29 protein-coding genes, 2 tRNA genes and 1 pseudogene are annotated in these 21,553 nt (G+C 33.2%); 10 read left to right on the top strand and 22 right to left on the bottom strand.

Translation table 11 applies throughout. The features are described 5' to 3' along the window. Nucleotides 1-152: 152 nt before the first annotated feature. From FFX44_RS04265 to FFX44_RS04255, 3 genes are all read left to right on the top strand, one after another. Nucleotides 153-830: a GIY-YIG nuclease family protein gene (locus FFX44_RS04265; protein ID WP_289978225.1), complete on the top strand. Its 678-nt coding sequence runs from the start codon at nt 153-155 to the stop codon at nt 828-830. A 25-nt stretch (nt 831-855) separates the two neighbouring features. After that, entirely contained in the window at nt 856-1,437 is a 582-nt protein-coding gene (locus FFX44_RS04260) for a YiiX/YebB-like N1pC/P60 family cysteine hydrolase (RefSeq protein WP_289978224.1), read from the top strand. 168 nt (nt 1,438-1,605) lie between these two features. Next, complete coding sequence (locus FFX44_RS04255; RefSeq protein ID WP_289978221.1) at nt 1,606-2,034, top strand: hypothetical protein; 429 nt, start codon at nt 1,606-1,608, stop codon at nt 2,032-2,034. Between the two features lie 278 nt (nt 2,035-2,312). Here FFX44_RS04255 and FFX44_RS04250 read toward each other — a convergent pair whose 3' ends face one another. Continuing rightward, nucleotides 2,313-2,579 carry a SemiSWEET family transporter gene (locus FFX44_RS04250; RefSeq protein WP_289978219.1) on the bottom strand — a complete coding sequence of 89 codons (267 nt, stop codon included), beginning with the start codon at nt 2,577-2,579 and terminating at the stop codon, nt 2,313-2,315. 198 nt (nt 2,580-2,777) lie between these two features. On the opposite strand from FFX44_RS04250, the gene pnuC reads away from it, so the two are divergent. From pnuC to FFX44_RS04235, 3 genes are all read left to right on the top strand, one after another. Next, complete coding sequence (gene pnuC, locus FFX44_RS04245; protein WP_289978217.1) at nt 2,778-3,587, top strand: nicotinamide riboside transporter PnuC; 810 nt, start codon at nt 2,778-2,780, stop codon at nt 3,585-3,587. Between the two features lie 444 nt (nt 3,588-4,031). Continuing rightward, nucleotides 4,032-4,253: a helix-turn-helix domain-containing protein gene (locus tag FFX44_RS04240; RefSeq protein WP_289978214.1), complete on the top strand. Its 222-nt coding sequence runs from the start codon at nt 4,032-4,034 to the stop codon at nt 4,251-4,253. 86 nt (nt 4,254-4,339) lie between these two features. Continuing rightward, nucleotides 4,340-4,747, top strand: a complete 408-nt coding sequence (locus FFX44_RS04235) for a S24/S26 family peptidase (RefSeq protein ID WP_289978212.1) — start codon at nt 4,340-4,342, stop codon at nt 4,745-4,747. Between the two features lie 50 nt (nt 4,748-4,797). Here FFX44_RS04235 and FFX44_RS04230 read toward each other — a convergent pair whose 3' ends face one another. The 5 genes from FFX44_RS04230 to FFX44_RS04210 form a co-directional block, all read right to left on the bottom strand. Continuing rightward, nucleotides 4,798-5,268, bottom strand: a complete 471-nt coding sequence (locus FFX44_RS04230) for a nucleoside 2-deoxyribosyltransferase (RefSeq protein WP_289978210.1) — start codon at nt 5,266-5,268, stop codon at nt 4,798-4,800. 454 nt (nt 5,269-5,722) lie between these two features. Continuing rightward, nucleotides 5,723-6,253 carry a GNAT family N-acetyltransferase gene (locus tag FFX44_RS04225; RefSeq protein ID WP_289978209.1) on the bottom strand — a complete coding sequence of 177 codons (531 nt, stop codon included), beginning with the start codon at nt 6,251-6,253 and terminating at the stop codon, nt 5,723-5,725. A 359-nt stretch (nt 6,254-6,612) separates the two neighbouring features. Then, nucleotides 6,613-7,236, bottom strand: coding sequence for a sugar O-acetyltransferase (locus FFX44_RS04220; RefSeq protein ID WP_289978208.1), 624 nt, complete (start codon nt 7,234-7,236; stop codon nt 6,613-6,615). Between the two features lie 627 nt (nt 7,237-7,863). After that, a complete protein-coding gene (locus FFX44_RS04215) occupies nt 7,864-8,121 on the bottom strand; it encodes a hypothetical protein (RefSeq protein WP_289978207.1) in 258 nt (85 codons plus the stop codon). A gap of 149 nt (nt 8,122-8,270) precedes the next feature. Further along, on the bottom strand, nt 8,271-8,444 hold the full coding sequence (locus FFX44_RS04210; RefSeq protein ID WP_289978652.1) for a type II toxin-antitoxin system HicA family toxin: 174 nt from the start codon (nt 8,442-8,444) through the stop codon (nt 8,271-8,273). Between the two features lie 361 nt (nt 8,445-8,805). Between FFX44_RS04210 and FFX44_RS04205 the strand changes: the two genes are divergently transcribed. Beyond that, the gene (locus FFX44_RS04205; RefSeq protein WP_289978205.1) at nt 8,806-9,090 is read left to right on the top strand and encodes a hypothetical protein; all 285 of its coding nucleotides are present in this window, start codon (nt 8,806-8,808) and stop codon (nt 9,088-9,090) included. A gap of 440 nt (nt 9,091-9,530) precedes the next feature. Here FFX44_RS04205 and FFX44_RS04200 read toward each other — a convergent pair. From FFX44_RS04200 to FFX44_RS04190, 3 genes and pseudogenes are all read right to left on the bottom strand, one after another. Further along, a pseudogene (locus FFX44_RS04200) lies at nt 9,531-9,668 on the bottom strand (IS3 family transposase); the annotation flags it as partial. A gap of 456 nt (nt 9,669-10,124) precedes the next feature. Next, on the bottom strand, nt 10,125-10,292 hold the full coding sequence (locus tag FFX44_RS04195) for a hypothetical protein (protein WP_289978204.1): 168 nt from the start codon (nt 10,290-10,292) through the stop codon (nt 10,125-10,127). A 25-nt stretch (nt 10,293-10,317) separates the two neighbouring features. After that, nucleotides 10,318-10,605, bottom strand: a complete 288-nt coding sequence (locus FFX44_RS04190) for a hypothetical protein (RefSeq protein WP_289978203.1) — start codon at nt 10,603-10,605, stop codon at nt 10,318-10,320. A 277-nt stretch (nt 10,606-10,882) separates the two neighbouring features. Here FFX44_RS04190 and FFX44_RS04185 point away from each other — a divergent pair, with 277 nt between their 5' ends. Beyond that, nucleotides 10,883-11,503 (top strand): site-specific integrase, encoded by a 621-nt coding sequence (locus tag FFX44_RS04185; protein ID WP_289978202.1) that lies wholly within the window; start codon nt 10,883-10,885, stop codon nt 11,501-11,503. A gap of 132 nt (nt 11,504-11,635) precedes the next feature. Here FFX44_RS04185 and FFX44_RS04180 read toward each other — a convergent pair. From FFX44_RS04180 to FFX44_RS04165, 4 genes are all read right to left on the bottom strand, one after another. Continuing rightward, nucleotides 11,636-11,708, bottom strand: a tRNA-Gln gene (locus FFX44_RS04180). A 151-nt stretch (nt 11,709-11,859) separates the two neighbouring features. Further along, nucleotides 11,860-11,932 (bottom strand) — tRNA-Glu (locus tag FFX44_RS04175). A gap of 230 nt (nt 11,933-12,162) precedes the next feature. Next, nucleotides 12,163-12,693: a metallophosphoesterase gene (locus tag FFX44_RS04170; protein WP_289978201.1), complete on the bottom strand. Its 531-nt coding sequence runs from the start codon at nt 12,691-12,693 to the stop codon at nt 12,163-12,165. Then, nucleotides 12,693-13,292, bottom strand: coding sequence for an XTP/dITP diphosphatase (locus FFX44_RS04165; RefSeq protein ID WP_289978200.1), 600 nt, complete (start codon nt 13,290-13,292; stop codon nt 12,693-12,695). The genes FFX44_RS04170 and FFX44_RS04165 overlap by 1 nt, the downstream gene beginning before the upstream one ends. Before the next feature lie 163 nt (nt 13,293-13,455). Here FFX44_RS04165 and FFX44_RS04160 point away from each other — a divergent pair, with 163 nt between their 5' ends. After that, nucleotides 13,456-13,944, top strand: a complete 489-nt coding sequence (locus FFX44_RS04160; protein ID WP_289978199.1) for a YslB family protein — start codon at nt 13,456-13,458, stop codon at nt 13,942-13,944. A gap of 80 nt (nt 13,945-14,024) precedes the next feature. Next, entirely contained in the window at nt 14,025-14,456 is a 432-nt protein-coding gene (locus FFX44_RS04155) for a hypothetical protein (RefSeq protein WP_289978197.1), read from the top strand. A gap of 105 nt (nt 14,457-14,561) precedes the next feature. On the opposite strand, the gene dltD is transcribed toward FFX44_RS04155, so the two are convergent. From dltD to FFX44_RS04110, 9 genes are all read right to left on the bottom strand, one after another. Then, on the bottom strand, nt 14,562-15,809 hold the full coding sequence (dltD, locus tag FFX44_RS04150; RefSeq protein ID WP_289978195.1) for a D-alanyl-lipoteichoic acid biosynthesis protein DltD: 1,248 nt from the start codon (nt 15,807-15,809) through the stop codon (nt 14,562-14,564). Continuing rightward, a complete protein-coding gene (dltC, locus tag FFX44_RS04145; protein WP_289978192.1) occupies nt 15,806-16,039 on the bottom strand; it encodes a D-alanine--poly(phosphoribitol) ligase subunit DltC in 234 nt (77 codons plus the stop codon). Before dltC ends, dltD begins: the two co-directional genes overlap by 4 nt. 16 nt (nt 16,040-16,055) lie before the next feature. After that, nucleotides 16,056-17,264 carry a D-alanyl-lipoteichoic acid biosynthesis protein DltB gene (gene dltB, locus FFX44_RS04140; protein ID WP_289978190.1) on the bottom strand — a complete coding sequence of 403 codons (1,209 nt, stop codon included), beginning with the start codon at nt 17,262-17,264 and terminating at the stop codon, nt 16,056-16,058. After that, nucleotides 17,264-18,790 carry a D-alanine--poly(phosphoribitol) ligase subunit DltA gene (gene dltA / locus FFX44_RS04135; protein WP_289978188.1) on the bottom strand — a complete coding sequence of 509 codons (1,527 nt, stop codon included), beginning with the start codon at nt 18,788-18,790 and terminating at the stop codon, nt 17,264-17,266. The genes dltB and dltA overlap by 1 nt, the downstream gene beginning before the upstream one ends. A gap of 14 nt (nt 18,791-18,804) precedes the next feature. Next, nucleotides 18,805-18,954, bottom strand: coding sequence for a teichoic acid D-Ala incorporation-associated protein DltX (locus FFX44_RS04130; protein WP_289978186.1), 150 nt, complete (start codon nt 18,952-18,954; stop codon nt 18,805-18,807). 337 nt (nt 18,955-19,291) lie between these two features. Beyond that, on the bottom strand, nt 19,292-19,543 hold the full coding sequence (locus FFX44_RS04125) for a PspC domain-containing protein (RefSeq protein ID WP_289978185.1): 252 nt from the start codon (nt 19,541-19,543) through the stop codon (nt 19,292-19,294). 13 nt (nt 19,544-19,556) lie between these two features. Further along, entirely contained in the window at nt 19,557-20,498 is a 942-nt protein-coding gene (locus FFX44_RS04120) for a DUF4097 family beta strand repeat-containing protein (protein ID WP_289978183.1), read from the bottom strand. Continuing rightward, nucleotides 20,495-21,100 (bottom strand): DUF1700 domain-containing protein, encoded by a 606-nt coding sequence (locus FFX44_RS04115; RefSeq protein WP_289978180.1) that lies wholly within the window; start codon nt 21,098-21,100, stop codon nt 20,495-20,497. Before FFX44_RS04115 ends, FFX44_RS04120 begins: the two co-directional genes overlap by 4 nt. Beyond that, nucleotides 21,093-21,422 carry a PadR family transcriptional regulator gene (locus FFX44_RS04110; RefSeq protein WP_289978178.1) on the bottom strand — a complete coding sequence of 110 codons (330 nt, stop codon included), beginning with the start codon at nt 21,420-21,422 and terminating at the stop codon, nt 21,093-21,095. Before FFX44_RS04110 ends, FFX44_RS04115 begins: the two co-directional genes overlap by 8 nt. Nucleotides 21,423-21,553 lie beyond the last annotated feature (131 nt).

The raw sequence follows: 21,553 nt of genomic DNA, 5'->3' as shown, positions 1-21,553 counted from the left end.
AAACCAATTAACGGAATACAATTCTGGTCGATCAAGGTACTAATTCATCTTACGCTTAAAGTCATAAATTTTCTTAGTTACCGACCCTATAAACTTACAAGCTGCTAATTATTTCATATATTGAATATTTTAGAACCAAGGGACTTGATAAAATGGAAACTAATAAATATGAAAACTACGGCTTTGTCTATGCATTAGAAAACAAATCATTTCCGGGATACATCAAAGTTGGCCAAACAAAAAATCTTGAACACAGATTAGCACAATTCAATGATACCGGAATTCCAGACGGCAAACCTACATTGTTACTTTTTGCAGTATATCTTGAAAATTATAAAAAGGCTGAGCGTATCTTACACAGGGCGCTCTCTGACAAACGTGAAAGCTCAGCCAAAGAATTCTTCAAGGCGACTTACAATCAAGTAAAGAGTGTTTTTGAATTGTTGACCTTTAATGACACAAATGCTTTATTTATCAGACCAGAAGAATATAATGCAAAACTGACTGGTAAAACATTTAAAATCGTAAAAAGAAAAATAGGTACACGTCCAAATCGTAATTTTAAGTATCTTAGCATTCCTAGTGGTGCAAAATTAACTTTTAAGGAAGATTCCAAAATAGTTGTTACAGTAATAGATGAAAAAAATCACGTTTTATGTCATTGTGGAAAGGCACACACACTTTCTAGAGCAGCAATATGCTGTTATGATTTCTACCATACTCTGCCTAATGAAGAAAAAGGTAAGGATCGTAATGGATTTGATTGGTTCAAGTATAATGGAATCCTTGTCTCTGATATCAAACCGATGGTTAATCAAGAATTGGAATAATATTTTAATGAAGGAATTATATGAGATGAACGTACAACAATTATTAAATACGCTAAAAAATGGTGATTTACTTTTTGTTCCCGACACAAACGATGACTTATCACAAATGATTGCTAAAAGTACAGTTAGTGAGATTGAAGTTCAATTTAATGCTCATAAAAATTACACTCATGTTGGTATCTTAGAACGCAGTTTGGCTGGATTCTTTGTCTTGCACGCAACACCAGCAAAGGGATGCATTAGAGAAACTTTGACAGACTTTCTAATTGAGCAGCAAAGTCTTGACGTATACCGACTAAAAAGAAGTACAGCTAATCACGAGTCTGCGATAAGACGTGGGAAAAAATTACTAGGGGAGCCCTATAATGACAGCTTTATAGCAGAACAACCTGGTTACTACTGTTCTGAGTTTGTTTGTGCCTTATATCCGAACCTCTTCGCACAAATACCCATGTCGTTTGGTTCTGGCGGATCAATATTACCAGAATGGATTTCTTATTATAAAAAATTAAACTTGCCAATTCCTAATGGGTTACCAGGTTCAAGCCCAAACTCATTACTTAAGCAAGACATAACTGTTTTTATTACGACTTTGTATAGAGAATAATTGCAATTTATACTATAATTTAATTACATTTTGTCGTAGAATTATAGTGTGTTGAAAAAGTTATGTCTCTCATTATTTTTTATCAAAACAATTTTATTAGCTAGCTGACACAACTCACATAATAGCATTCATCATTGAATTAAAGAACTATCTTAACAGGAGGATAATATGTTATCTTTATTATTACTTACACTTGCCATTACAATTTCTATTTGTATTATCATTTTCTTAGTCACTGCTTATCTAAAAAAGACTTCTTGGGGACCACTGGTTATTTGTGTCATTGCACTCCCATTTGTCATTTTAAGTGTCCCATTGACTTCAAATAGGTCTTCCATTAATGCTCCCCATACTACTAAAAAAGAAATTCGCCAGCTAGAAACTTTGAAAACAATAAAAATCAAGAAAAAGAAAAATAACCCACAAAAATTTACTAATGATTATAATAAAATTAACTTGCTGAGTAATACGAATGGTCGCAGTTCAGTATTACCATTAGATTTTCACAAAGTACAGCGCAAGATTACCAAAGTCAATCATTCTGAAAAGCAGAAAGATTCTCTAATTGTAAGTCATAAACTCAAGAGTTCAAAATAATAAATGGGGAAACTTTTTAATGCGTGAGTACGTACCATATTTGAAGATCAGCTACACACTAGAACTCACGCTTTGGGGGGGTTCTTTTTTTATGCTAAAAATAGACCTATAGGGAATGTCATAGGCCTACCTTAAAGCAAATCAGCTGTGAACAAATTAATCTGTAACGACAATTTACCAATTTGCTTTATATCCTCATTTTATCTTAATCTATTAAATAAAAAAAGTTGTGTAAAATGAAAAAAATCACAAGCTTTTTATCCTTATACGCAGTGTTTTTAATGCAACGCTGTAGCAAAAGTAATAATTCCTAAAAAAATCCCTGGCAAATTTGCAAAAAATACCGGCCAGTCACGGTTCATCTTAAAATAAGCATAAACACACCAAAACAAGCAGTTAACTGCTGCAACCAGTGGCTGAATTGGATTACCATATTGACCATTCAAATTACTCAGAATCTGTGGGACATAAGAAACATACATTAAAACCGAAAGAACAGTCGCAATACGCCCTAAAATTTGAATAAATCTTGTTTCTTCTTTCAAAAAAACCCTCCTCAAGTTAAACTCCATTGCCAATTGTAAAATAAGTTCAAAGTCCATTGTAAACTATTAGATTAAATCGTACAAATTCAAAAGTTATTGACTAGATGTCAAGACAGGGGTAAGATCTATTAAGAGTTTATATGACTAACAGCGTTGCGTCCGACCACGGCTGTCTAAAAACAAATAAGGAGACTTCATATGAAAAATATTTCAAAAGCTTACAAGGAAAACGTTAAGAAACCATTATCACCTTTTTCACAATTTAGCAATAATTTTTCTGAAGCACTCGTACAAGTCTTTAATCTTCAAAGAAATATTTTAGAGCTTAAAACTTTACGTAGAACCACCAAAATCATGATGAGTATCATGCTAATCGCAACAATCATCTCTTTTATTTTTGGCAGCGATTATACTTTTTCCGGCTGGATTGGCTTAATAACAGGCATTGCAGTGGTACTAAACCTGATTCTTGTTGATCAAGGACGCTTGACTAACTATAGTTGGGGCGTACTTGGCTGTATAGTTTGGCTGATAATTGCAATTAACAATCGCTTGATTGGTGACATTGCCTCACAGTCATTTTATTTAATAATGCAATTTGTCGGCTTATATGTTTGGCATAGTCAAATCAATAAGCAAACAAGTAAAGATGAACTGACATCCCGCAGTTTTTCATGGTTGAAAGGATTATTCTGGTTAGTTGTAACTTTTCTCATCTATTTCTTAGTTCTCTTTTTCAGCAAGAAACTAAATGGGACTCAAATTTACTTAGATGCCACTCTTTTACCTCTCGGTATTGTGGGACAAGTTCTGATGACATACGGCTATCGTTCACAATGGATTGCATGGATTGCACTAGATATGGTCAATATTGTTATCTGGTATAATCAACTACAAACTGTCAGTCCTGCATCAACATCAATGTTTGTCCTTCAAATTATTATGTTGATAAATTCGTTATATGGCATCTATCTCTGGTATTATGGACAACAGAAAAGAATCAGCTAATTGGCTGCCTATTCCTAATTATTCAGTATAAAAACAACCGTGAATCAAAAAAGGACTATCATATAATTACTCAATAATGGACATGAATAAAGCTATTATTTAAAATTGACCTCCAAAGCCAAGTTGAAAAATCTGACTTTGGAGGCCAATTATCTTTTTGACAGCTTTTAATTTCTCAACTAATCTAATTACTTTATCACTACTACTGACAATTTTATTATCAGATATATCCCGGCCCAAAATAATACAGATGGTAAAAGTGCGTTTCTGATAGCTTTAAAAAATTCCATATTATCACCCTCGCTTTTTTTTATGATAACAACAAGAGTTTAAGTTTTTATAAGTTATACTATAAAAAAAGGTTATGTATTATATAGAAGTAAAGTGAACCCCCAAGATTGGACATAAATCCAATCTTGGGGGTTTACTATAATAAAATTTAATTTGAACTTCAAAATAAAAGTTGTAACCGAATATTTAAGTGGTATCAGTTCTACCACATTAGCGCGAAAGTATGCCATTGCTAACGAAGACACTGTTCTTATTTGGATCAATCGTTTCAAAAAATTTGGCATAGATGGATTAAAGCCAAAGTCTATGGATCTAGAATATTCTAGCCAGTTCAAAATAGATGTACTAAACTGGAGAAAACAACATTTGCTATGATGATTTTACCGTCAACATCAATTTTTTTGCGTATTTTATTGTGTTGCATCCAAAAATACAGCTATTTCATAAAAAGGAGTTTTACAATGGCTAATTCAGATATAATTATCAGTATTATTGATGAAAAATATACTAATATTGAACTAGAATACAGCACAGTAACAACTACAAGTACTAATCCATACTTAAAAAGTAATGATATTATTTGCCTAGCTAAATTTGTAAATAATAAGTTGAGTTACATTGACGAAAAAGATATTGTTGCATTCATTTCTAATGACAAAGGGTTCTTTTTCCATCTCTATCGTGTTGAAAATCTCAATAAATTAGAACTTCAATTTCATCCCCTATCTGACTTTTTAAATAAAAAGTCATTCGTATTAAAAAAAACAGAAATTGAAAATTCTGCTTTGGCTGGTAAGGTTCTCTATTCGATTAATAGATTGAATAATACTTCTTTTATCAATCTATTGCGAAATCAAAGTTGCACTTGAATTTTATAAGTAAAAATAGTAGATACTTTTTTATCCTTACTTAGCATTCTTTAATAAACTGCACCTTCATAATAATTAAATGCAGGTTTTGTAAAATCATAGTTTTTTAATTCGCTCAACTTAATAAATATGTCGGCCGTACCAAATGACATAAGGTTAATAGGTTTACCCCATTCTTCATCTGGAATTGCAACTACTATGAATTTATTAATAGCTTTTGCATATCCTAATTCAACTCCACAACCAATATCTTCTTGAAGCGGAAGATATGTAAACAATACTATGTCGGAACTTTTTATTCCCACAATGTCACCATTAAACGTCGCTATAGCCCATTCTTTGTCATGAAGATACTCGGGATGTTCATCCACACGGATATTTTTATATTGGTGATCCAGCGGAACATATGAATGCTCCAAATCAACACTTGGATTAATTCTCAATGATTCCATTGCAATTTCATAAGACCTTTTTTGTGTAGAAGTAAACCAACCCGCTCCAAAATATACTGTTTTTGCCATTACTTATTCTCCTCTATGAAAGTTGTACTCTTTTCAAGACTATTTCCAATATTAACAAATTAAATTGTAATTGCAAAGCCCATAAATTAAATACTTTCAAAGTAAATATTAGGTCGCCTAAGAATTAGAATCCCAGAGAATGAGAAGTGGATTATTTCAAAAATCGAATTTTGATTCAGGAGTGTGCCATAAATCGGGAAAATTTGAGTATTAACTCGAAATTGCGAACATAGCGAGTACTTTGCTATGAGTAATTCGAGGTGAGACGGAGGGTTTTGACTTATAAAACACGTTTATTCGGAATAAATAGAAGAGCTGAACCAAAATTTAACTTTTGACCCAGCCCCGTTCCGTGAGTTAATAATTATTTTACCTTTAAACTAGCATTTATTACTGTTTTATACAATTAGTTGCTATCCTAATAGTTATTGCTAATTATACTTATCAAATCCTGTTAGAGAAAATCATAATAAAAATGTATGTTTTGTTTCCCATTTTGAGAAGTATGATCATAGACTTTAGTATCCAATCCACCAATTTCAAAACCATATTTCAAATAAAACATACAGGCTGCAACATTATTATTTTGTCCTATGGTCCAAAATCCCTTGTACTTTTTCTCTTTTGCTATTTTTTCTGCTAATTTTAGAAGTAAGTGGGCAACTCTCTTTCGTCTATATTTTTCACTAACTTTCAAGTCTTCTAAGTACAAATATTTATTCCACTGATCGTTAAAAATTGCTAATCCAATAATTTTCCCCTTGTCAAAAGCTCCAATAGCAAATCCGTTTTTATTAATATCTTCTAATTTATAGTTTTCATCTGGAAAAATTTGTTTTCGTACATCCTTTTGATCATATTTTTCTATTTCGTAATCCCATTTTCCACTATTTCTCTTTATATTTATTTCCCCCAAAATAGCAAAAGCTTCATTTTGAAGAAGTAAGCTTTGTTCATCATCTTTATCGATTATTCTCAAATTCATCTTCGTTATTCCTTTTTTATTATAGTTCCAGCAATTATACAATAGTACCAAATAAAAATAGACACACTTCCAATTTCTGCAGCACGGGCTGGGTCAAAATTTAACTTTTGCCTCAGCCCTTCTATATTATTACGGATAAATATGTTTGATAAATCAAAATCTTCCATCCATCTAACTTAGAATTACTCATAACAAAGTGCTCACTATGTTCGTAGTTTCAAGCTAATACTCAGATTTCTCCGACTTATATCACACCTTCGATTGTCCTTCTAAACGACTAAAATAGAAGTATTCTAAAAACCAAATTTTTTACACTTACTTACAGTACTATAAAAATAAATGACATAATTTATATGTGCCTATCGATGGAAAGTTTCGCCCCGTTTTAATCTATCTATGAAATATTGTGGAGTTTTATGACCTTTAAAATAATATTCACTATCTTGATTGTTGACCTTTCTTGCCACTTTGGCAGGATTTCCATATGCCACAACGTTATCTGGAATATCTTTTGTAACAACACTCCCTGCACCAATTACTGTATTATCACCGATTGTGACGCCAGGCGTAATAGTAACATTTGCCCCCAGCCAGACATTATTACCAATAGTCACTGGAAAAGCATACTCTGCTCCTTCTTTAGTTCTCAATTCTGGATCAATGCTATGACCTCCAGTATAAATACCTGTATAAGGGCCAATTAATACATTGTCACCAATGACTATTTTTGCAGCATCCGCCATTGTAAGATTATTATTTCCAAAAAAATTTTTGCCTATGTGAATATTAAATCCATAATCAACCTGTAATGGTAATTCTATGAAAATATTTTCCCCAGCCTCACCTAATAAATCATTCAGTATTGCTTTACGTTTGTCTAAATCACGATATCTTAAATGATTATAATCAAAAAGTTTATCGCGTGCCTGCATGTTGAGTTCAAACAGAACTTTATCTTGATGATAAAGTTTTCCCTCAATCATATGTTGATATTGTAAATCTGTATTTTTATCTCTGATAATTTTTTCTCCTCACATTTTTTATTTATACTTTATCGCTACATTAGGCAGCTTTACAAAAAAAGTATTATCTGAATAACACTTAATGTCTTATGTTCAATATACCATTGTTCTACTTTTTATACATAACTAGCGATTTGTGCTTATGAATTTGAACAGTTAGTTTTACACGATGGAATACAGAATTATTATCTTAATAGAACAACTAAGCATAAAATGGAGTCAGAAGCTGATAGATTTGCAATGGAATTACTAGAAATATTTTCAACAGAAGAATGCTTCCATCCTAGCTATTTAATTATGTCACAAATGTCTGAGTATTTATGTACCAAATACTAGGATAGGAGCACTCTTAGTAACATACTGCTTGTTCTCTCTTGATGTATATCTCAAGTACAGCATTATCATTACTAATCCGATAGCAAACATCACTCATCTTTATCTCATCGTTCATCACTCTCCCATCTATTATGCTTGTGCTTGAACTTGTGTGTGCTATAGTTCATCCACTAATGTCATTCCTTTAAATTTTTGTATAAAATAGACAATCATAATTATCATGATTGCCTTACATTTATAGTAGCTTGCCTTCTAAACTTCTAGCTTTTCTTTCAAAGCTTCTGTTAATATTTGACTAAAGTTAATGTTTCGTTTAGCTGCTTCATCAGCCAAATACTTTGGAATGGTTGTGTTTTTCTTAACCGTTTCGTATTTAACAGAACCCTTTATTTCAGATTTAGAAACTTCAAAAGGAAGTTGAAAAGAGTCATCATATTTCTGTGAATCAATCTCGACATTATTCCTTAGTTTCGCTGGTCCAGGAAAGTTAGTTTTACCATCTAAAGCCAAAATTAAAGCTACTTTCCCATACTTATAAGCATCAGCTGGTGTCTCACCGAATGTTATTGCTTCAGGAAAATTAGCGAATGAAACTTCCCATGCATTATCTTCCTTATTATGAGCTCCTTTCTAAAATCAAGGATACAAAACAAGACTCATCAAAGCCCTGCTTGTTTTCTCACGGAATATTCAATGCCTTTTGGTAACTCTCTTGCGTACATTGGGAAAATTGCCGTTTTATCGTCTTTAACGAACTTAGCCTGAAAACCAGTTTGCGAAACCTTTTTAAAATCATTTGTCTTAATCAGTTTCACAAAATCCCTCGTTTTCATCGTCACAGCATTGTTTCTCCTTACAGCCACTATAATACCATACGTATGGAAACCAATGGATTTTAGATAAAAATAGTTATAAAAAGCAGTACAATGGATGCTTAAAAGAGCGATAATATATCTAGTTTACCTAATCCTGAAAACATGTTCCTGCGATCAAAGAGATTAATTTTAGCGTATCCTCTATAGAAAACTTTTTCGAGACATACTTTGAGTGTGCAACAGTATGTCTCGAAAAAGTATTATTCTCTATCTCTATGTCAAATTTTCGGCTTATAAACAATCTAACCATATTACTTAAAATATTTACACTTACATGATAATATATACTTGTAAGTCTATAATACAGGAGGTGAAAAATATGCTATTTAACAACAAGCACATCACAGGTATTTTAGAAGACAGAGGATTATCTGAATTGAATGATGATGCACTATGGCAAGTAAAAAATATTTTAAATGAACTTGATGATGAACAACTCCTAAGAAATAGCAAAAGAATAATGTCTAGTGACTACGGTAACGAAAAAGCAACTGCAGCATATTTAAGGGCTATAGTTGAACAAAATTGGGTATTGCTAGCTCAAAATGACAAAATTTTAAAAAGTCTACAACCTCAAGATAAAGATTCCAAAAAAAATAGCTAGTCTATATGGACTATCTATCTTATTTTTCATTTTCTACCAATCTTATTAGTTCTTTTTGTAGCTACTTAGGCTACAAATACATAATAAAACTTTTTCAAGCGGAAATTTGCGGAAAAGTTCGTTTTCGTAAAATTTCTGCTTTTTTCTAATTTACGTTTTTTTCAACACCGAATCTAGTAGTTTATCACATAATCCAATCTTAATAATTATTTATGCAATATCATAATTCATAATTTTTTTGCTTAAAAACTCCCTTTCATAAGCCTAATTTTTCAGCGACTTTCTCGAAAAACCTTAACCTCCGCTTTTTTCCAATGATAGATGTAGTCATCCAAGCATACACACACACAACTTTATCGCGTATACAATTCATACATTATATCCTTCGTTATCGTATCGAACTTTTCCAAGCTCTCTCTAACTACACGCTCGTTTTTTCGTGCTTTTAAAATCTCCAACTCTTCCTTGAAACATTGGTTTTCTTTTTGTAATTGTTTAAATTCTTTAGACGTAACTTCAGTTCTATCATCAAATTCAACAGATTTTGCATCTTTAATCCAGTTATGAATTGATACGGGAGGACAAAATCCTGAATTTTTAAAAAGGCAGCAAAAAAGAATGCTAAATAGGAGTAAAAATGAGAAGAAAATGTAAAGAAGTATTATGAATTGAAAATAGATTAAAAAAGCACTAGGATAAAATACCCTAGCGCTTAATGAACTACCTCTTATTAGCACTCAAAACCAGATAAATAATAACTAGTTTGATTACTAATTCAGTAGTTAGACTTAAGAAAACTATCAAGGCTTTCACCTCTCAGCATACAACTTTACTAAAGGTAATCAACCTTGTGTTGTAGCCAATAGTTAGTATAGCAGACACTAGACAATGTTAATAGAGAATGATAATATATAGCTAGACTTAAGGTTTAAAACTTGTCAAGGTTTTTCACCTAAAAAGTGGACTTAATCAATCCACATCACTCATGGACTCTCAGACTTAACTCTCTGAGGGTCTATTTGTTTGCAATTAGGTTATATTAATCGCTTCTTTATGACTTTTTTAGCTGCAAATTGATACATTTTAGCTACAACTTGAGCTACTTTTTGTAGTTCATCTTTGTTTTTATCGAAAAACTCTATAGCAGCTTTTATGAACGTGTATAGTGTTATTCCAAGTTTTAGTAAGGTTTTTGGATTCAAAGTTATCTCCCCCAGATAAGTAAAGTTATTTTGTGTGTATTTCTTTTTTTAGAATCTTTATAGATTGTTTTAGAATCTGTTTTTTTAATTTATTATCTGTTTTTTTTAAATCCTGTTCCATCATTTTTAACGCTAGTTCATCAGGAGCAAATTTCTTGTTTTTATTTTTTTCTAGTAGTTCTATACTCTTGGTCTCTAGTTCGTTTGGATCAAACATCTCTGTTAATTGTTCAGCTAAAGCATTTTGGTGTTCAGTAGATAATTTATTTTCGTCGATACTTTTAACTGTTAATGATAATTCATCGTTGTCCATAAAGTTCACCTCACATTGATTTTGTATACTTAATTATACTCTTCAGTTTTTAAATATTACACATTTATAAATTTAATTATCGTGCAAGTATATAATTAAATGTACCATATTGTGCGCTTAAATGATGTTAGTATGATTATATTCAAAAAGAACTATAAGAGGTTTCTTAATGCCACTAGCTTAATCTTTCAATATGCTATGCGGGGGTCGCGGGCACTGCATTACTGATAATCCGTGTGAGAATGTCATTCTTTCACGTATGGAGTCACATTTGCACTTGAACTATACCAAAGAGAAATTACAAAAATTTCTCCAGTGTGTATATGAGAGTTCTGATTTTAAGGTATATACATTCTTCAGGTTAGTAGCTTTCAGTGGAATGAGAAAAGGTGAGCTCTTAGCTCTAACATGGAGTGATATACATTTCAAAGAGATGACTGTTTCTATAACTAAGACACAATCTAGAGGTAAAGATGGTATAAATGTACAAACAGCTAAAACTAGCGAGTCTATGAGAACTGTGTGGCTTGATAGAAAAACTATTAGCATATTAGAAGACTGGAAAAAAGAACAAAAGAGTTGGCTACTTCAAAGAGGTTATACTCAACCACCTACTCAACTAGTATTCCAAAGTACTTTTAATAATATGTATCAACCAGTTAAGCCACGTCTGTGGATGTTACGAGTAACTGATGAATATAATCTTAAAAGGATAACCATTCATGGTTTCAGGCACACATATGCCACAATAGCCTATGAAGCTGGCTTGGACGTAAAGCAGTTGCAACATCAGCTTGGGCATAGAAATATTCAAACTACCTTGGATATCTATACAGCAATTACTAACAGTCAAAAGTCTGATATAGCTGATAGATACTCTTCATTCTTAAATTTTTAGTACGAAGAAAGTATTCACTAAAACATTCATTTTGTGTTAAAAAAATAAATTTAGAATAATTCTAAAAAGAGTAAAAAAATACCGCTAGATTAATGTTTTAAAACATTTTATCTAACGGATTAAATCTAAAAATTGGGCATACTGGACTCGAACCAGTACATTGCGGATTCAGAGTCCGCTGCCTTACCAATTTGGCGAATGCCCAATGAATTAAAAACCACTATTTAATGGTAGTACTTGTGCATTTACTTGTCAATATACGCACAATAACATCAGGAAACAAGGGAATAGTTCTGCTTCCACAAAATAAAAGTCCATCCTAATTAAATGATGGACACATATTTTGTCTCAACATATCGCCCGTACGGGGATCGAACCCGTAACTCCGCCTTGAGAGGGCGACGTCTTAACCAATTTGACCAACGGGCAAAATACTCTTATTATTATACATTCATTCTGAACAATGTCAACCTTATTTTTTAACAAAAAATTGCACGTAAAAGCAGCATATGAAGATAATTATACAATAACAAACACAGAAAATTATAACAATATCGAATACCTGACTATTAATGAATTGACGTGAAAACATGAAAAAAATTGTAGTTACACTCCACTTCAATAATCTAATATATAATTCTCTCAAATCTGTATTCATTCTATCCTCTTTTATAATCAATTACCAAGTCAGGAACAGCTTCAAAATTGCGATTATAAAATTGCACATGCAGATTATTCTGCGCACCAATCTCAATCAACGCGTAGGTCCCGCCTATACTGCTGTATTTCCCTCTTGGAAAGCTAATACTACCTGGATTAAGAAATAAACACCCACTATTCATTTCTGCACCTAAAAGATGTGTGTGACCGTACAACGCAATTGTTGCTTCATTTTCCTGCGCTAAGAGGTCCAGACTATTCAACCCGCTATTTACACCATATAAGTGCCCATGTGTCAATAAAACAGTTTCAGAGCCCACAGTAGTAACTATTTTTTTTGCAAATCTAGAATCATAATCACAATTTCCCTTTACCACATGAAAATCATTGAATAATTCATCATCCGCTTCAAGTTCTGAGTCCCCACAGTGGAACATCGCATTAACCTTTCCCTTATACTTTTTCAGAAGTCTTACCAAGATGTCACGGTCTCCATGGCTATCACTCACTACCAATATTTTTTCACCCATTATTCTTTAACCCACCAATCGTCAAATTTTTCACTCAATTCCTTAATTGCCTGTCCGCGATGACTAACCTTATTTTTCTCAATGGGTGTTAATTCTGCAAAAGTTTTGTCAAGCTTAGACAAATAAAATAATGGATCATATCCAAAACCAGCAGCACCCCGTAATTGCTTCAATATCCGCCCCTTAACATTCCCACTAACTATCAGTGGTTCTCTCCCAATACGAGTAACAACTAACGAAGTATGAAATACTGCAGTTCTTTCCTCATCAGGAATATCTTCCAACTTACTAAGTAACTTCTTATTATTAGCAGCATCATCATGATCACCTGCGTAACGCGCAGAGTAAATCCCGGGTTCTCCTCCGAGCGCATCCACCATTAACCCAGAATCATCAGCTACAACAGCTGTCTGCAACAGGTTAGTTAATGCCCTTGCCTTGATCAATGCATTTTCCGTAAAGGTTTCCCCATTTTCAATAATTTCTGGAATCTCGTCTAATTCATTTAGGGTTTCAACCCTGAAACCTTTTGGTTCAAAAAAAGCCCTGAATTCGCGAGCTTTCCCCTTATTTTTTGTTGCTATTAATATTCTTTTCATAATAAACCTCACTGTTAAATAATGTAGTTCTCTTCACTAATTATACAGATAAACCTTGATAGTAGCAAAAATCTTCACTATTATTTAAATTTTAAATTAGTTACAACTTTTTTTGACATTTCAATGTATAATCATTAGTAGATCGAATTAAAGGAGAGTCGTCATGGACGTAAATAAATATCTAGAATTGTCACAAAATAAGGGGTTGGAAAATACTCTTGGCTATGAAATTATACGTGACATCTTGGTCCCAGAACTAATCGGGGATAACTCCAATATTCTCTATTGGGCGGGAAAGCGATTGGCACGCAATGTATACCTTGCTAAAGATGATGATTTGCCAGTCTTCTTTTCTAAAGCCGGCTGGGGAGATTTAAAACGAATTAAAGGACATCAAAAACAGCAACTTTTCGAATTATCAGGTGACGTTATCCAGTTGCGCAACGACATTATTGAACAAGCTGATTTTCTATTAGAGGCCGGCTTTCTTGCAGAGACAATTCAATTACAAACCGGTTTTGTTTGTGAAGCTATCATTAAGGAAATCAAAAAAAAGAATGGCACCGTATCTTTCTTAGTCCAATTAGATCCGGACGATCCAATTGACAGCATATTGATTCCCGAAAAAGAACCACTTCATTTCTCTGAATAATTTGTAATTAGACTCTTAGAAATGTGAAAATCCTGTTGCTTTAAATATTACTATAGCATGGGTTAAAGGGGTTTGGGAAAATGCGTTCTTGGATAAAAATAAGCATAATAATTGTGATTTTAGACCTCTTAATCGTATTTGGAGTCTATCACTGGTATGAAAAACTGATTTGGAAAACACCCTACTATAGCAGCACACAAGATATTGAACTTGTATCTGATGATCAGCAAGTCCAGCGCTTGACGTCACAGCAGTATCATGGATTTATCCGCTTGACTCATCGCGCAATCAAACGACAACTAGATGGATATAATTTCGAAGATCTGCATGGTTATAATATAGAAATCTGGAAAACAAAGCAGCCACATGTCTATTACATCAATTACGTTTGTGGAACAGATTTTTTGGTTCAACGCTTCAGTACTGTGATGAGCATTCGCATAAAAGAACCAACACTTAGAGGAAATCCGCACTTTAAAATTGTGAAATTTATCAGTCATTTGCCACGCTAACAAGCAATGCCTGCATCTAAATACTAAAAAATAGATCCTGAGTCAAAATTTAACTTTTGACTCAGGACCATTTTTATTTTATATAAATCTTAGCTATTTTAATAATTAATAATCTAAATTCTGCCACTTCTTCGTATAAAAATAATTATCCATCTTATATTGCGGTTTTGCCTGTTTTTTTGTCAAAAACGGATTAACATACTGATCAACGGCCAGCCAGCCACGCCAACCAAGATGAATTGTATCTTGCATAAAGTATGGCTTTTTACCTTCTTTAGACAAATTCGCAATGTGGGTGAATCCTTGTGAATTTAATTGATACGTAATCTTATTGTTAAAAGTTTGAATCATCGACATTGATAATCCAGTATATTTTGCCCATTTTTCATTGACTGGTGGAATGATAAACAAAACATTTATATGATGCTTTGCAAACTCATTTAATACAAGCTGAAAATCTGAATACTCGACAGACTTGACATAACTAAAGTTTCTTTGTTCCCCTGCTAATTTTTTGTAAACAGGTTTTAATTTGTGATTCCAAAAATTATTATCAATACGCAAAGAATTATTTGTTGTATTGGCCTTGCCTAATTCATACCCTATCTTGTCAAGTTTAGCTTCATTATAAACTGCAGGTAGTTCCTTTTCTCTTTTTTTAATCAATGCTTCTCGATTATTTAGCGAAATCGTTGAAAATAATTGATCTTCATGATCAAGTTCGTTTTTTACCGAATGCAAATAGGTCTTCTGAAAGCTAGTTAATCGTTGTCCTGCAGCAATCCGCAAAACACTATCATCAATTTCATCCGTAGAGTCTTTAGGATTTAGCGCGAGTAATCTTTCAGCCGCGTATCTATTTTCAGTTGTTGGCTTTGCCTTCAGTAACCAATTCACAATTTCCGGTCGTGGGTAAAAATAATTGAAAGCTGCAGGATCAATTCCACCTTTAACAAACCATTGTGGTGAAATAATAAACACAGCTTTTTTATTATTCAATTCATTGCCAAATCCCTGCATCTGCCAGAACTGAGTTATCGACTGCGTTCCTGCAGTTCCTAGTAAAAACGGACGATAGCTACGATGATATTTTTGCGCCAATACTGATGGATGAAGTGCGTCTATTCTTGAAAGTTCTGATGATCCAAAAAAAGGAACATAATTTTCCTTAAAAGCTGCACGTTTAACCGCCATTCCCTTAAAAACCTGTGGGGATTGGGAGAGCGCTGCCTTTTGAATCGTGCTTTGTGAAATTTTATCTGGCCTGAATGGGGAAAACAAGAAACCAAGAACAATTATGGCTGCACACACAACCGGGCCGAAAATCAAGAATAGTCTTTTGAAAATAATCATGCTTTTAATGATTCAACTTTCGCAATAATCTTGTTAGGTGTTTCCCATTCACTACGTTCAAATTCTGAAACTGGTACATCGACTCCGCATTGTGTTTGCAATTCAAGTAGTAATTGCACAGTTGCCATTGAATCAATCAGGCCTGCACCAAAGAGATTAATATCAAGGTTAGTTGCAACCTCATCGCTTCCGGTTAAATCTTGTAAAATTTCAATAATTTGTTCTTTCATTTTAAAAACTCCCTTTTTATTTCATAATATGGTGAAACATCATTGTGTTTAAGAAACCTGAAAAAATCAAGAAACTAAAACAAACGGTATTAAATGTTAGAAAAATAGCAAATAATTTCGTAAAACGATTACTTGGAATTTGCTGGCGGTGCTTCTTTTTAAAACGCAACCATGCATCACAAATAATGATTGCACACGCATGAAATAAACCATAAACAATGTAATACCATGTTACTCCATGCCAGAATCCCATTATTAAGAATAATGTTAAGTACCCTAAGTTAGCAATCGTTATGCGACTTTTAATCAGTTTCTTCTTCATTATAAAAAATACCAGTCGCATATAAATGTAATCTCTAAACCAAAATGACAATGTCATATGCCACCTATTCCAGAATTCCTTAATATTTGGAGCAGCAAACGGTTTGTTGAAATTCATTGGCGTTGCAATTCCCATAATATAGCTCGTTCCAACTGCGAACAAGCTATAGCCCGCAAAATCAAAAAACAAATCCATTGACCAAATATACATATAGGCAACAAGCCACCAGGATAATCCGCCATGTGCTAATGCATTTTGAGCAACTTGTGGCATTAGAAGTGTTCCAAAAAAGTACGCGATAAAGAACTTATAAAGAAATCCCAGAAAAATATACCAAACTCCCTTTTCAAGTAAATCCAAATACTTTTCCCGCGAAAGCTGCTTATTATAATCTCCGATAAATCGACGATATCGATCAATCGGACCTGAAGAAATAGTTGGAAAGAATAGTAAAAACTGGATTGTTTGCCACAACTTAAATTCTTTAATTGCTCCATCACGAATTTCCATAATCATTCCAACGATTTTGAAAGTAATATAACTAATTCCCAAAAAACCGATAATTGAAACTTGTCCACCATAAATCGCGGGTGTAATCTTGACAATTATCAAAGGAATAATAGCTATAAACACAGTCAGATAGAATATCCATGAGTTATTTGACCTTAACCTATAATTAAAATATAGCTTAATCAAAATAATTTCTAAAACCACATAAACAATTAAAGCGATTCCTTGGTGCCACTTTATCCCCCCAAAGGACAATAGTAAAAAGCCAAAAGAAATAAGTGTTTGATACCAATAAATTTTCTTTTCACACAGATTCGCAATAACTACTGGTAACAGCGTCAAAGCTATCAACAAAAAATATGTTGGATTTTGATACGGTTGCATATTAATCATTAGCTATTGACCTCGTTCAGAATCTTCTTACGATCCACCTTGCCATTATTAGTAAGTGGTAATGACTCTACATAAACATATTTCTGTGGAATCATATAGGGCATCATCAAAGTCGTTAGTTCTGTTTTGATTGCCTTTGTTAGTGCAAATTCCGATTTAAACTCGTTTTCCTTTGGAACTACATAGGCCACAATTTGTGTTGCTTTATGATTAACATCGTACTTAACCGCACATGCAGCCTGCTTAATCAATGAGACCTGGTTTAGATGGTGATCGACTTCTTCAAGCTCAATTCTGAAGCCATGAAGCTTGACTTGAAAATCAATTCTTCCATGATATAACAGCTGTCCCTCATCATCAATTTCAGCTAAGTCACCAGTGCGGTAGGCATGCTTGCCCTTAAAATCAACAAATGCTTGCTGCGTTTTTTCAGAATTATTCAAATATCCTTTAGAAACACTTGGACCAATTATTAGTAGCTCTCCTGACATTCCAGCTGGTAATTCATGCAGATCTTCATCCACAATCAACAATTCGGTATCATCCTTGGCAACTCCAATTGGTAATCTAGGATAACGCTCAAGAACATTTTCATTAATCAGCACCTGACTAACCGCAACTGTAGCTTCAGTTGGCCCATATGTGTTATAAATACTTGCTTTTGGAAAACGCTCCTGCAGCTTCTGTGCTGCCTTATGCGTGAACTCCTCACCACAAAATAGAAAATGTGTAATTGTGGGATAATTATCTTCATTGAAATTCTTATCGAGTAAACAGATATCCATGAATGAGGGTGTTGAAACCCAGATATTTAATTCTAATTTTGGCAGTAGTTCAAATAACTTTTTAAAATTATCAGTTACTTTCTTCGGTAATACAGTCAATTTTCCACCCTGTGTTAGTGCAGGATAGAGCGACATTACAGATAAATCAAATGAATATGCCGGTTGCGCTAGAAATGTTTTTCCAGCTGTAATTCCAAAATCACTTCTCATCCAATCCAAGAAGCTTTGCAAATTATTAGCACTTATCTGTACCCCCTTGGGCACTCCCGTAGTTCCCGAAGTAAAGATTGTATAGAAGATATCATCATCGCTAACTTGATATTTCGCAGCAGTAAAATCTTTTGTCTCATTATCAAAAGTCTGCTCTAGCGCTTCTCTATCTAAGATAGTGAGGCCTTCTAATTTTACCGTTAACTTTTCAACAGCAATGCATGCTGCTGGTTTTGCAATTTCATTAATTTGAATAATTCTTTCGTTTGGTGATTCCCCATCTAATGGTATATATGAATGCCCTGACTTTACAACTGCTAAAAAAGAAACAAGCATTTCAAAGGTTTGTCCACCAAATACCAAAATAGGTGCTTTTTTGGGTAAGTCCAAACTTATTAATTTCTGAGCCAAAGAATCCGACATCTTCCTCAACTCTAAATATGTGCGCTTGTCACCCAGATAATCATACACAATTGCATCTGGCATCATTTCGGACCATTTATCAATTTGTTGAATAATGTTCACGAGCAAAAACATCTCCCTTTTTAAAACTCATTATAGATAAAGTGCGGACCATTCATGCCACTATAGCTAAACAAGTACACTAAGCCCAATATAATAACTGTATAAAAAACAGTTTTTAAAAGAAATTTTGTAACTTCGTTTTTAATCAACCTATTACTAAACTCTTTCAAACAAAGTCCCCCCAATTCCTTGATTGTTACTAAATTCAAGTTCATATAAAATTCGTAATAAATTCACAAGGAATTCACAATTTATACAACTATAATGATTACATCTCTTGTAAGTTGTTACAAGTAATTTTCCTATAAGATTTCTTAAAGAATTTGTAAAGTCTACTTAACTTTGTAATACTTTTGTAAAAAAGTAAAGTAGCATATTGACAAATCATATAGTTTTCCTCACTAATCGCATAAAAAAGAAGCTGCACAAATTACTAACTTTGCTACAACCTCAATTTTTATTTTGCAAATAGTCTACATCAGACAGATGTCCATTTAACTCTACTAGTTAATTATTTTTGTCTCTGAACTCTCCTTCAACAACATGATCATCCCCATGATTGCTACCATCATCTTCTGGCATAACAGATGCTGCAATAATATAAATAATTGCACCAATAACCACTTGACCTGGAAAAATTATCAAAATTGCACCAATAATGCGTACGACTGCCTTGTCTAATTCTAAATATTCTGCAAGTCCGCCTAAAACTCCTGATAATATTTTATCTTTTGACTTCATCAATTTTTTATTTTTCATTATTTATCCCACCTTATTTTATTTCGTTATCGCCAGATATATTCGATAGTTTAATTTGAGTTAGCTTCTTTTTCCCCTTTATAACTTGGCTTCCAACATCTTTTCCGAATAAAGTATTATCACCATCTCCATTCACCATCGAATATCCCGTATTACTGCTATCTAATAGTGATATTGTATTATCACCATCACTATTATTAATACTGAGGTTTCCAGTTACACCAATCTTTGTGCCCTCAAAGTCTCCATCGGTAAGCTTGAGTTGTCCGCCACTAATAGTCGAACCAAGAAGATCAATATCTCCGTTAGAGTTTGTCATTGTAACATTATTAAACGTACTTTCGTGGTCAGTCAAGTCTCCATTTTCTAATGAAAATATTCCAGCAGTAAGCTGACTTTGCGCTGTTATATCAACATCCCCATTTTCACTAGCTATCTTAAGCCTATCAGCAGTAAGATTTGCGATATTCGTATCACCATCAGTATTTTTAACTCCAATCTTTTGAGCCTTAATATTTTGAATATTTAGATCTCCTTCAGCAAGGTTTGCACTAATATCTTGTAGAATAACTTTTTTTGGTACTGTAATTACGATTTTCTCACCATTTTCAACTATGTTTGAAATACTAACATAATTATTCAAACTCTTTTTTTGCTGAATATTCAAGCTCCCATCAGAAATTGAAACACTGGGCTGATATCCTCTAATACCTTGATAACTGACTTGATAATGTGCACCTCTAGTAATTACAATATCATTTGTGTTATCTTTGATATTTATTTTTTTAAAACTAGTATTCTTCGATAATACCTGTTTTTTTTCAATTTGCATTAGTATTTGCGGCTTCCAACCATCCAGATATAATAATTTAGCACCGTTTTTAATGTATCCATAACCAGTAAGAAATACTCCAATTAGCATAATACAAAGACCAATAACTATCGTTTTCTTCATTTTCTCTCACCACCCGCTTGTCTACTTCTGAATTTCTTGTACAAATACCGTGCAAAATTCGCAATACACTGTAAAATAACGCGACAAATCCAATAAGCAATTGGTAACAACACCAGTAAGAGCCCTAAAATTATTAGAAATACACCGATATAAAAAAGACCTGTATTTAAACTCTGAAACAATAATGAAACACCTAGATACAATGCAAGCGCCATTCCAACAATTAGACCAGCGAATAAGACAACAACTATAATTATCATTGAAAGAATAATCGCTACCAATGCAATCAACAAACCTCCACCAACTCCAAGTGTCACTGGTGATGATAATACTACTAAAATTATCAGCCAAATCATTTTAGAACTTTTATTTGCTGGCCTAATTTTTTCTTCTTTTTCATCATCCATTTTAACTGAGTGATCTGCCATTATTTTACGTGCCAATTGCTTTGGTGTTCCAAGTCGTGTTTCAATTTCTTTTCTTGTTGTAATTCCTGCGTCAGAAATAAATTCAGAATAAAAACCGACTGCTGCTTCGACCTCGCTTGTTGACAAACCGCTTAACAGTCCCCCCAGTTCTGCTAAATATCTTTGGCTATCCATTCCCATTTTCCCCCTTTCCCCCAAAAAAGATCTGATCCAAGCTTAGCTTATAGCTTTCCCACATCTTCTCTACTGCATGAAGATGATCAATCCCCTCAACTGTAATCTGATAATAACGTCGATTTCGTCCCTGGTAAGATTGATCATATGTTGTTAAAAAACCATCTTTTTGAAGGCGGCGTAAAACTGGATACATTGTTGATTCTGAGATAGCAATTGCAGCCTGTATATCCTGAGTTAGCGCATAACCGTAATAATCCTTTTGCGCTAGTAATGCCAGAACCATTCCATCCAGCAAATCAGCTGATATTTTTATTTTCATAGCTTAACCTCCGCTAACTTTGTAACCAACAATATTATATGCCGTATAATATTGTTTATATAATTATTATATAAAAAAAAGCAAAAAAGTCAAATGACTTTTTTGCTTTTAATGAGTTTCAATCAGAAACA

This window comes from Lactobacillus sp. UCMA15818 (genome assembly GCF_030400225.1).
Lineage (GTDB): Bacteria > Bacillota > Bacilli > Lactobacillales > Lactobacillaceae > Liquorilactobacillus.
Note: the sequence above shows the minus strand (reverse complement) of the source record. Positions and strands in the feature narration are given on the sequence as shown.

Bases quoted from the DNA above. Each gene is read 5' to 3' on its own strand.
- FFX44_RS04220 (WP_289978208.1), bottom strand. From the start codon at position 7,236: ATGATTGAGGGAAAACTTTATCATCAAGATAAAGTTCTGTTTGAACTC.
- dltC (WP_289978192.1), bottom strand. From the start codon at position 16,039: ATGAAAGAACAAATTATTGAAATTTTACAAGATTTAACCGGAAGCGAT.
- FFX44_RS04255 (WP_289978221.1), top strand. From the start codon at position 1,606: ATGTTATCTTTATTATTACTTACACTTGCCATTACAATTTCTATTTGT.
- FFX44_RS04125 (WP_289978185.1), bottom strand. From the start codon at position 19,543: ATGAAAAATAAAAAATTGATGAAGTCAAAAGATAAAATATTATCAGGA.
- FFX44_RS04260 (WP_289978224.1), top strand. From the start codon at position 856: ATGAACGTACAACAATTATTAAATACGCTAAAAAATGGTGATTTACTT.
- dltB (WP_289978190.1), bottom strand. From the start codon at position 17,264: ATGATTAATATGCAACCGTATCAAAATCCAACATATTTTTTGTTGATA.
- FFX44_RS04210 (WP_289978652.1), bottom strand. From the start codon at position 8,444: ATGAAAACGAGGGATTTTGTGAAACTGATTAAGACAAATGATTTTAAA.
- FFX44_RS04165 (WP_289978200.1), bottom strand. From the start codon at position 13,292: ATGAAAAGAATATTAATAGCAACAAAAAATAAGGGGAAAGCTCGCGAA.
- FFX44_RS04115 (WP_289978180.1), bottom strand. From the start codon at position 21,100: ATGGATAGCCAAAGATATTTAGCAGAACTGGGGGGACTGTTAAGCGGT.
- FFX44_RS04155 (WP_289978197.1), top strand. From the start codon at position 14,025: ATGCGTTCTTGGATAAAAATAAGCATAATAATTGTGATTTTAGACCTC.
- FFX44_RS04225 (WP_289978209.1), bottom strand. From the start codon at position 6,253: ATGAATTTGAGAATAATCGATAAAGATGATGAACAAAGCTTACTTCTT.
- FFX44_RS04230 (WP_289978210.1), bottom strand. From the start codon at position 5,268: ATGGCAAAAACAGTATATTTTGGAGCGGGTTGGTTTACTTCTACACAA.
- dltD (WP_289978195.1), bottom strand. From the start codon at position 15,809: ATGATTATTTTCAAAAGACTATTCTTGATTTTCGGCCCGGTTGTGTGT.
- pnuC (WP_289978217.1), top strand. From the start codon at position 2,778: ATGAAAAATATTTCAAAAGCTTACAAGGAAAACGTTAAGAAACCATTA.
- FFX44_RS04235 (WP_289978212.1), top strand. From the start codon at position 4,340: ATGGCTAATTCAGATATAATTATCAGTATTATTGATGAAAAATATACT.
- FFX44_RS04170 (WP_289978201.1), bottom strand. From the start codon at position 12,693: ATGGGTGAAAAAATATTGGTAGTGAGTGATAGCCATGGAGACCGTGAC.
- FFX44_RS04265 (WP_289978225.1), top strand. From the start codon at position 153: ATGGAAACTAATAAATATGAAAACTACGGCTTTGTCTATGCATTAGAA.
- FFX44_RS04190 (WP_289978203.1), bottom strand. From the start codon at position 10,605: ATGGACAACGATGAATTATCATTAACAGTTAAAAGTATCGACGAAAAT.
- FFX44_RS04160 (WP_289978199.1), top strand. From the start codon at position 13,456: ATGGACGTAAATAAATATCTAGAATTGTCACAAAATAAGGGGTTGGAA.
- FFX44_RS04110 (WP_289978178.1), bottom strand. From the start codon at position 21,422: ATGAAAATAAAAATATCAGCTGATTTGCTGGATGGAATGGTTCTGGCA.
- FFX44_RS04120 (WP_289978183.1), bottom strand. From the start codon at position 20,498: ATGAAGAAAACGATAGTTATTGGTCTTTGTATTATGCTAATTGGAGTA.
- FFX44_RS04205 (WP_289978205.1), top strand. From the start codon at position 8,806: ATGCTATTTAACAACAAGCACATCACAGGTATTTTAGAAGACAGAGGA.